The sequence below is a fragment of the Nocardioides sp. NPDC000445 genome (genome assembly GCF_040300245.1).
Classification (GTDB): Bacteria; Actinomycetota; Actinomycetes; order Propionibacteriales; family Nocardioidaceae; genus Nocardioides.
Window position 1 is genome coordinate 368,175 of record NZ_JBEPDH010000003.1, and the last position, 8,804, is coordinate 376,978.

Below are 8,804 nucleotides of genomic sequence, written 5' to 3' on the forward strand. Positions count from 1 at the left end.
CACCGATGTGGAAGGGTGACCGGTTGTGAATCCGGGAACGTTCGAAGCCATCGACGAACGTCTCGTCTCCACCCTCGACGACCTGCTCGACCAGCCGTCGCTGGAGCCCGGGATCGTCGTCAACGCGCTCTTCAACCGGTTGGTGACCGCGGTGCTGAGCGTGCCCGAGCCGGAGGCCGAGGCCGTGTTGGCCGCACTGCCGCCGTCGCGTTCACCCGCCCTCTTCCGATCGGTCGCGTCCGCCGGCGAGCACGCGCTCGAGCGGGTCTGGGCCGACCGGATCGCGCGCGCCCCCGACCCCGCGGCGGCGTTCGCCAGGTTCCCCTACCGCGAGAACTACCGGCTCCTCGTGGAGATGGAGCTGGAAGCCGTACGCCGCCAGGGCACCGCCCCACGACACGTGCTGCTCCTCGGCTCGGGGCCACTCCCCCTGACCGCGCTCTGTCTGGCCGACCAGGGCATCGCGGTGCACTGCGTCGACCACGACGCCGAGGCGATCCGGCTCTCCTCCGCCGCGTTCCGACGCCTGGGCGCCGTCGGCGTGACGTTCGAGCACGCCGAGGCCTCCGCCGCCACGCCACCCCACCCCGTCGACGTCGTGCTCCTCGCCGGCCTGGTCGGGTCCGACGATGCCGCCAAGGCCGAGGTGCTCGGCAAGGCGGTCACCTCTCTGGCGCCGGGCGGCCTCGTCCTGGCGCGTAGTGCCCGGGGGCTGCGTACGCTGCTCTACCCGCAGGTCGGCCCGCCGGCTCTCGCCGGCCTGAACGTGGTCGCCGAGGCCAACCCCGAGGTCGACGCTCCGGGAACCGACGTGATCAACAGTGCGATCCTCGCGCGCCCTAGCAGCTAGAGCGCGGGGTCGAGCACCTCGGCCTTGAGCTGTGCCGCGCGCTCGATCCGCTCGGCACCGGTCTCGCCGAGGTTCCAGGTCGGCAGGATGAACTCGTCGAACCCGGCCTCGACGTAGCGGCCGATCAGGTCCTGCAGCTCACCGGCCGAGCCGGTCTGCGTCCGGGCGAAGCCCGGGTTAGCACCGTCGAGGTCGAGCATGAAGTTGGTGGTCGTCTTCATCGTCGCGGGGTCGCGGCCGACCTGCTCGCACGCCTCCAGGAGCTTGGCCCGCACCGCGCCGGCGCTCTCGGGCGTGCCCCAGGTGTTCCACTCGTCGGCGTGCCGGGCGACGACGCGCAGCATCCGCGGGCCCTTGGCGCCGACCAGGATCGGTAGCGGCGAGGCCACCGGCTTCGGCTCGCAGGGAGCGTCGGTCAGCTGGAAGTGGGTCCCCTCGAAGGTCGTCCGCGGCTTGTCGAGCAGCGACCGGGTGATCTCGATCGCCTCCTCGAACCGGTCGACCAGCACCTTCGCGCTCGGCAGGTCGATGCCGTACGCCTTGTGCTCGTTGATCTGCCAGCCGGCACCCATGCCGAGCACGAACCGCCCGCCGGCGATGTGGTCGATCGTCGCGGACCGGTTCGCGAGCAGCGCCGGGTGATGGATCGTCGTCGGGGAGACCAGGGGCCCGATGCGTACGTTCTCGGTGGTCGCGGCCAGCGCCGGGAGAACGCCCCAGACCTCGTGCATCGGCCCGTCGTCGATGTCCTCGGAGCCGGTGTTGGGCATGTAGTGGTCGGCGAACCAGACGCCGTACCAACCCGCCTGGTCAGCCGCCTGTGCCTCGGCAAGGATGTCGGCAGTGGGAACGGCGGGACTGGGCCACAGCGAGATCTTCACAACCCCAACCTACCCACGAGCGAAACTCCCTTCGAAAATATTCTTGGCAGCGTTGTCGATCCCGCGTAGACCTCGTTCGACCAAGGGGTGAACGGGCCGGCAAGACGGCCCGACCGACACAGGAGAAACCGAGATGCCGAAGTACATGCTGATCTGGCGCACCATCGACGAGGACAAGCAGAACGCCGCGATGGCCGCCATCCCCTTCGAGCAGATGCTCGAGAAGATGGGGAAGCTCAACGACGAGCTCATCAAGTCGGGCGTACTGCTCGCGATGGAGGGGCTGGACCCGGAGGAGCACACCGTCGTCACCTACACCGACGCCGAGGAGGCACCGGTGGTCACCGACGGCCCCTACGGCGAGACCAAGGAGCTCTTCGGGGGCTTCTACCTGATCTCGGTCGGCTCGAAGGAGGAGGCGGTCGAGTGGGCCAAGCGGATCGGTGGCTTCCCCGGGTCCGCCGTCGAGATCCGCCGGGTGCCGACGATCGACGAGTTCCCGCAGGACAACCCGTGGATCCAGAAGGAGCTCGACTGGCGCACCAAGACTGGTCAGCTCTGAGACCGCGACGAAGGAGCGGGCTCAGAACGCTGACCAGGTCGAGCGAGCCCCGCGCCGGAGACGAAGTCTCCGGCGCGACGGGCGGGTCGAGACCACTCTCAGAGGAGACATCAATGCAAGACGCGACGCGCGCCGTCGAGGCGATCTGGCGCATCGAGTCCGCCCGCATCGTCGGCGCGCTCGCGCGCTACACCGGCGACTTCGCCCTCGCCGAGGACGCTGCCCAGGAGGCCCTCGCGGAGGCGCTGGTCTCCTGGCCACGCGACGGCCAGCCGGCCAACCCGGTCGGCTGGCTGATGACCACCGCCAAGCGGCGGGCGATCGACACCATCCGCCGCGCCGGGGTCCAGCGCGAGAAGTACGAGGCGATCGCCCACGACCAGGACGAGGCGTACGACGACGAGCTGGACATCGAGCGGATCGATGACGACGTCCTCGCGCTGATGTTCGTCTCCTGCCACCCGGTGCTGTCCAAGGAGGCCCGGGTGGCGCTCACCCTCAGGGTCGTCGGCGGCCTCAGCAGCGAGGAGATCGCCCGGGCGTTCCTGGTCCCGGTGCCGACGATCCAGGCCCGGATCACCCGCGCCAAGAAGACGATCGCGGCCGCGAAGGTCCCGTTCGAGGTGCCCGCGCCCGACGAGCGCCGGCAGCGTCTGGCCGGCGTGCTCAACGTCCTCTACCTGATCTTCACCGAGGGCTCCACCGCCACCTCCGGCGAGGATCTGATCCGCACCGACCTCGCCCGCGAGGCGCGGAGACTGACCCGGGTGCTGATCGGCGTGCTGCCCGACGAGCCGGAGGCGTACGGACTGCTCGCACTCATGGAGCTCACCGCGTCCCGCTTCCCGGCACGCACCGATGCCGCCGGCGACCCTGTCCTCCTCGAGGACCAGGACCGCACCCGGTGGGACCAAGGTGCCGTACGCCGCGGCGTGGCCGCCCTCGAGCAGGCGACCCCACGAGGACTCGGTCCCTACGGGCTCCAGGCCGCGATCGCCGCCACCCACGCGGTCGCCGACTCGGTCGAGACCACCGACTGGGAGCGGATCATCGTCCTCTACGAGGCGCTGGGCCGTATCGCACCCAACCCGATCGTCGACCTCAACCGCGCCGTGGCGGTGGCGATGGCCCACGGACCGCTGCGAGCCCTGGAGATCGTCGACCGGATCGCCGAGGACAAGCGGCTCGACCACACCCATCTCCTCCCGACCGTACGCGGAGAGCTGCTGCGCAGGCTGGGCCGGACCGTCGAGGCACGCAAGGAGCTGGAGCGGGCGGCGGGGATGTGCACGAACGACCGCGAGCGTGCCGTCCTTCGGCAAAAAGTCGCTGATCTTCCCTAAAACGGGGTATACCTGTCGCCCATGTCACAAGCAGCGACGCCAGAGACCACTCAGACCCCACGTTGGCGGATCCTGGGTCCCGGCCTCGTCGTGGCCGCGACCGGTGTCGGCGCCGCCGACCTGGTCGCCACCCTGATCGCCGGCAGCAAGTACGGCTACGCCCTGCTGTGGGCCGTGGTGGTCGGATGTGTCCTGAAGGTGGTCCTGGTCGAGGGCGCCGGGCGCTACAGCCTGGCGACCGGCGAGACGATCTTCCAGGGCTGGCGGCGTCTGGGCATCTGGACGACCATCTACTTCGGCCCCTACATCGTGATCTGGGGCTTCATCTACGGTGCCGCCGCGATGGCCGGCACCGGCCTGGCCCTGACCGCGCTGTTCTCGTTCGCGTCGGTGAAGGTCTGGGGCATCCTGTCCGGCCTGATCGGTCTCGCCATCGTGTGGGCCGGCCGCTACGGCCTCTTCGAGAAGTTCCTCGCGGTCCTGGTCGGCATCATGTTCGTGACGATGGTCGGCGCGGCGCTCGTCACCCTGCCCAACCTCCCCGATCTCCTTGTCGGCCTGGTACCGACGATCCCCGAAGGCTCCCTGGTCAACATCCTCTCCGTCGCCGGCGGCGTCGGCGGCACGATCACCCTGGCCGCCTACGGCTACTGGCTGCGGGAGAAGGGGTGGCACACGCCGCAGTTCATGCGCGTGATGCGGATCGACAACACCACGGCGTACGTCGTGACCGGCATCTTCGTGGTCGCCACCCTCATCGTCGGCGCCGAATTGCTCTACTCGGCGAACATCGCCATCGGCACCGGTGACCAGGGCATGCTCGACCTCTCCAGGGTGCTCGCGGACCGCTACGGCGACTGGTTCGGCAAGCTCTTCCTGATCGGCTTCTGGGCCGCGGCGATGTCCTCGCTCGTCGGCGTCTGGAACGGCGTCAGCCTGATGTTCGCGGACTTCATGGGGACCATTCGCGGAAAGGCCGACGAGCCCGAGGCCAAGAGCGGCGGCATCTGGTACCGCTCCTACATCCTCTGGCTCACCTTCCCCCCGATGATCTGGCTCCTGCTCGCCGACGAGCCCACCTGGCTGATCCTGATCTACGGAGTCCTGGGCGCCTTCTTCATGCCGTTCCTGGCCGTCACCCTGCTCTGGCTCCTCAACACCGGCCACACCCCTGCGGAGTGGCGAAACAAGTGGGTCTCCAACATCGGCCTCATCATCTGCGCCCTGCTCTTCGCCTGGCTCGCCTTCGACCAGATCCGCACCTCCATCCAGGACCTGCTCGGCTGAGGTCCAAGCACCCGGCGGATCGGCGAGCGCCGGGCTCTATGCCTGCGCCTTGCCGATCCGCCAGTAGCCGACGAAGGTGATCCGCGACTTGGGCACCCCGAGCGACACCAGATGGCGACGACCCTCGGCCGGGATCGTCCGCTCACCGACGAGGTACGCCGAGAGCGTGGCCGGCGCCTCGGGCTTGAGCGCCTTCACCTCGGCGATCGCGAGCGCCCCGGGCTGTCCATCGGAGTCACCTCGAGCCAGCCATCGCACCTCGACCCCCTCGGGCCCGGAGACGTCCTGGACGTCGGCCATGTCCGGGATCTCGATGATCGCCAGGCCGCGCGCGTCGCGCGGCATGTCTCGGAGGATCCCGACGATCGCCGGGAGGGCGGACTCGTCCCCGACGAGCAGGTGGAACGACGCGTCCGGAGCGTAGTCGAAGCCCGTGCCCTGATCCATGAGCACGACCCGCTCGCCGGGCTGCGCGGTACGCGCCCACGGGCCGGCGATCCCGAGATCCCCGTGCACGACGAAGTCGACGTCGATCTCACCGAGATCGGGCCGGTGCTCGCGCACGGTGTAGTTGCGCAGCGGCGGCCGGTCGCCATGCCTCAGGTACTTCAGGTAGTCGATCGTCCCGAGCTTCTCGGGCACCGCATCGAAGTTGGTGGCTTCTCCGTTCGGTCGCGGCAGGAAGAGCCGGAACCACTGGTCGAAGCCGCGCTGCGGGAAGCGTCGCAGATCTTCGCCGCCCAGGGTGAGCCGCACCATGTGCGGCGTGACCTGCTTGTTGTGCAGCACCTCGGCCGCGTACACGCCCTTCAGCTTCCGACCGTCGTCGAATCCCATGCCTGCTCCATTCCCTGTAAGTAAGGGTTACCTTACCTATGTTGCCTAGTGCGCGTCAGTGCTTGGATGTGCCCATGGCGACTCTCTCCGAGCTCTTCCGCGACCACTTCGGCCACGAGGAGCACCTCTACGGCTGGTTGCTCAACCGGTTCGCGGACGACCTCGATGCGGGTGGTCCCATCGCGGAGATCTGCCGAGATCACCTCGGCGCCTCCCGCGCCGATGCCGTGCAGCTCCGCCTGCTGGCGGCTCTTCACCGCATCGTCCTCCGCGGCGACGCTCCCGAGCTCGAGCGCTTCTATCCCAACCTCGGAGGCGACGACGCCTACGTCGCCGCGTGGCCGGTGTTCGAGGAGGTGGTCGCAGCACACGTCGACGAGCTCCGTGCAGGCCTGGAGGTGGCGCCCCAGACCAACGAGGTCGGCCGCTCAGCCTGCCTCCTCATCGGGATCTTCGAGGCCGTACGCCGCACCGGCCTGCACCGCATCCGGCTGCTCGAGCCGGGCGCTTCGGCTGGGCTCAACCTGCTCGTCGACCGCTACCACTTCCACGGCGAGGACTGGGCGTACGGCCCCACGGACAGCCCGTTGACGATCGACACCCAGAGCACCGGGGTGCGTCCGGTTCCGTTCGAGGTCGTAGCGCGCCGTGGCTGCGACCTCGCTCCGGTCGATGTCTCCACCGCGGCCGGCCGTGAGTACCTGACCTCGTTCGTATGGCCGCATCAGGTCGATCGTCACGCCCGGCTCGCCGGTGCCCTGCGGGCCGCGGCCGGCGACCCACCCGTGGTCGATGTCGGTTCGGCCGACACCTGGCTGAAGGAACAGCTCACCGACCCGACCGACACCGATGTACTCACCGTCGTCTGGCAGTCGATCACCGAGCAGTACTGGCCGATCGAGGTACGCACCGGCGTACGCGCTGCCGTCGCCGACGCGCGCGGGCGCCTGCCGGTCGCCCACGTCAGCATGGAAGGTGTCCCGCCGGCGCAGGCGGCCTCGGGCTGGGACATCCGCACCGACGGTCCCGCGCTCAGCCTCGACGGCGACGTGCTCGCACGTTCGAGTCACCACGGCCCGCCGCTGATCCTGGTGTAGCCGCGACCAAAGTCGGTTGACGCGTTCCGCGTCCGGGTCAAGGCTGTTCAGCATGCCCGCCGACGAGCTTTCCGGCTGGAGGCGCAACGCAGCGATCTTCCTCGCCGGCCAAACGGTCTCCCTGCTCGGCTCGATGCTGGTGATGTACGCCGTGATGTGGCACCTCACCATCGAGACCCGCTCCGGGTCGGTGCTGATGCTGAGCCTCGTCTTCGGCATGCTCCCGCAGGCGTTCATGTCGATCTTCGGCGGCGTCTGGGCCGACCGACATCACCGCAAGTTCCTGATCATGGGCTCCGACGCGACCATCGCGGTCGCCACCCTGATCCTGGCCGGCCTGATGGTCAGCGGGATCGACGACCTCTGGATCATCTATCTCGCCCTGGCCATCCGCTCCGTCTTCGCCGGCATCCAGATGCCTGCCGTCACCGCGATGATCCCGCAGATCGCGCCGGAGTCCCAGCTCCTCCGGATCAACGGCGCCTTCCAGACCATCCAGTCCGCGATGACGCTCCTCGCGCCTGCCCTCGCCGCGGTGATCTACGCCAGCATGGACATCGTCGCCGTCTTCTTCATCGACGCGATCACGGCCCTCATCGGCGTCGGCCTCCTGGCCCTCGTCCCGGTCGCCCGTCTCGTACGCCCCGACCAGGGGAAGGTCTCCTACTTCGGCGACCTCCGCGCCGGCCTCAAGTACGTCTCGACCCATGCGCACGTGCGTTGGATCCTCGTGCTCTTCACGCTGGTCATGGTGATGGTCGGAGCCCCCTCCTACCTCACCCCGCTCATGGTCACGCATACCTTCGGCGACGAGGTCTGGAAGCTCACCGCGAACGAGCTGTTCTGGGGCTTCGGCATGCTGGCCGGCGGTGCCGCCATGGCCGCGTTCGGACCCAAGATCGTTCACCGCATGCGCTTGATGGTCGGCTCAGTCGTCCTCATCGGACTGTTTGTCGTCGGGCTCGGAGTCTCCACGAACATGTGGGTCTTCTTCGTCTTCGGTCTGCTGATCGGAGTCGCCTTCTCGGCGTTGAGCGCACCCGCGTTCACGATCCTTCAGGAGCGCGTCGAACCAGAGATGCAGGGGCGGGTCTTCGGCATCGTCGGCATCGTCATGTCCGTTGCCATGCCGCTCTCCATGGTGGTCTTCGGCCCGCTCGCGGACCAGTTCTCTGTCGAGTCCCTGCTCGTCCTCGCCGGCGTGCTGCTCTTCCTCATGGTCGGCGGCATCCTCGCCATCCCCGGCGCTCGCCGTTCGCTGGCTGAGGTCGACGTCCCGAAGGAAGGGCCCATCGCTCCTGCTGCCACGGTCACTCCGGCCGAGGAAGCGTCCCAGGGCACCAAATGACAGCTGCCCGGCACCTCGAGGGCACCGGGCAGCTGGAGAAGCTCTGGATCAGCGGCTGGTGACCAGCTTGATGGCCACGCCGAGACCCGCGGCAACGACGGCGGCGATGAGCAGCTTCTTGACCATGGGAACTCCTTGTTCGAGGTGTTGTTGGTACGGACTGCAACTATGACATTGGACCTCGCGCCGCTGCCCACGTCAACCGGGCGTGGCGCGAAGAGGCCTCATAATCACCTCGACAATGGGCACAAATGGCAGCAGGGCCACCTCCGAAGAGGTGGCCCTGCGCAAAGATATGTCCGGCGGCGTCCTACTCTCCCACAGCCTCTCGGTTGCAGTACCATCGGCGCTGAAGGGCTTGACTTCCGGGTTCGGGATGGGACCGGGTATTTCCCCTTCGCTATGGCCGCCGTAACTCTAGAGATCACGCTCCCTGCATCGCAGGGGGTGACCAAACCTGTGTTACAACAGTTGGTTGTGGACGCGAGACTTGACGGTCTTCGTTTGTTGTTTTTGTTGAGGGTTTATGAAAGATAAGCCCTCGGCCTATTAGTACCGGTCGGCTGGGCATCACTGCTGTACACCTCCGGCCTATCAAC

At 68.1% G+C, this 8,804-nt stretch carries 8 protein-coding genes and 1 rRNA gene; 6 read left to right on the plus strand and 3 right to left on the minus strand.

Annotated features, from left to right (window positions below):
* Positions 1 to 25 precede the first annotated feature (25 nt).
* A complete protein-coding gene (locus tag ABT304_RS06370) occupies positions 26 to 850 on the plus strand; it encodes a nicotianamine synthase family protein (RefSeq protein ID WP_350713834.1) in 825 nt (274 codons plus the stop codon).
* On the opposite strand, the gene ABT304_RS06375 is transcribed toward ABT304_RS06370, so the two are convergent.
* A complete protein-coding gene (locus ABT304_RS06375; protein WP_350713835.1) occupies positions 847 to 1,731 on the minus strand; it encodes an LLM class flavin-dependent oxidoreductase in 885 nt (294 codons plus the stop codon). The genes ABT304_RS06370 and ABT304_RS06375 overlap by 4 nt on opposite strands.
* 133 nt (positions 1,732 to 1,864) lie before the next feature.
* On the opposite strand from ABT304_RS06375, the gene ABT304_RS06380 reads away from it, so the two are divergent.
* The 3 genes from ABT304_RS06380 to ABT304_RS06390 all read left to right on the plus strand — a co-directional run bounded on the left by ABT304_RS06380 (position 1,865) and on the right by ABT304_RS06390 (position 4,923).
* Positions 1,865 to 2,293: a YciI family protein gene (locus ABT304_RS06380; protein ID WP_160026206.1), complete on the plus strand. Its 429-nt coding sequence runs from the start codon at positions 1,865 to 1,867 to the stop codon at positions 2,291 to 2,293.
* A 113-nt stretch (positions 2,294 to 2,406) separates the two neighbouring features.
* Positions 2,407 to 3,636: an RNA polymerase sigma factor gene (locus ABT304_RS06385; RefSeq protein ID WP_350713836.1), complete on the plus strand. Its 1,230-nt coding sequence runs from the start codon at positions 2,407 to 2,409 to the stop codon at positions 3,634 to 3,636.
* 21 nt (positions 3,637 to 3,657) lie between these two features.
* Positions 3,658 to 4,923, plus strand: coding sequence for an Nramp family divalent metal transporter (locus tag ABT304_RS06390; RefSeq protein ID WP_350713837.1), 1,266 nt, complete (start codon positions 3,658 to 3,660; stop codon positions 4,921 to 4,923).
* Positions 4,924 to 4,959: 36 nt separating this feature from the next.
* Here the strand turns inward: ABT304_RS06390 and ABT304_RS06395 are convergent, their stop codons facing one another.
* Positions 4,960 to 5,760 (minus strand): siderophore-interacting protein, encoded by an 801-nt coding sequence (locus ABT304_RS06395; RefSeq protein ID WP_350713838.1) that lies wholly within the window; start codon positions 5,758 to 5,760, stop codon positions 4,960 to 4,962.
* 74 nt (positions 5,761 to 5,834) lie between these two features.
* Between ABT304_RS06395 and ABT304_RS06400 the strand changes: the two genes are divergently transcribed.
* Positions 5,835 to 6,857 (plus strand): DUF2332 domain-containing protein, encoded by a 1,023-nt coding sequence (locus ABT304_RS06400; protein WP_350713839.1) that lies wholly within the window; start codon positions 5,835 to 5,837, stop codon positions 6,855 to 6,857.
* A gap of 52 nt (positions 6,858 to 6,909) precedes the next feature.
* A complete protein-coding gene (locus ABT304_RS06405) occupies positions 6,910 to 8,205 on the plus strand; it encodes an MFS transporter (protein ID WP_350713840.1) in 1,296 nt (431 codons plus the stop codon).
* A 297-nt stretch (positions 8,206 to 8,502) separates the two neighbouring features.
* On the opposite strand, the gene rrf is transcribed toward ABT304_RS06405, so the two are convergent.
* Positions 8,503 to 8,619 (minus strand): 5S ribosomal RNA (gene rrf / locus ABT304_RS06410).
* Positions 8,620 to 8,804 lie beyond the last annotated feature (185 nt).

Coding starts and splice junctions, on each gene's coding strand:
- ABT304_RS06380 (WP_160026206.1), top strand. CDS start 1,865: ATGCCGAAGTACATGCTGATCTGGCGCACCATCGACGAGGACAAGCAG.
- ABT304_RS06385 (WP_350713836.1), top strand. CDS start 2,407: ATGCAAGACGCGACGCGCGCCGTCGAGGCGATCTGGCGCATCGAGTCC.
- ABT304_RS06390 (WP_350713837.1), top strand. CDS start 3,658: ATGTCACAAGCAGCGACGCCAGAGACCACTCAGACCCCACGTTGGCGG.
- ABT304_RS06395 (WP_350713838.1), bottom strand. CDS start 5,760: ATGGGATTCGACGACGGTCGGAAGCTGAAGGGCGTGTACGCGGCCGAG.
- ABT304_RS06400 (WP_350713839.1), top strand. CDS start 5,835: ATGGCGACTCTCTCCGAGCTCTTCCGCGACCACTTCGGCCACGAGGAG.
- ABT304_RS06405 (WP_350713840.1), top strand. CDS start 6,910: ATGCCCGCCGACGAGCTTTCCGGCTGGAGGCGCAACGCAGCGATCTTC.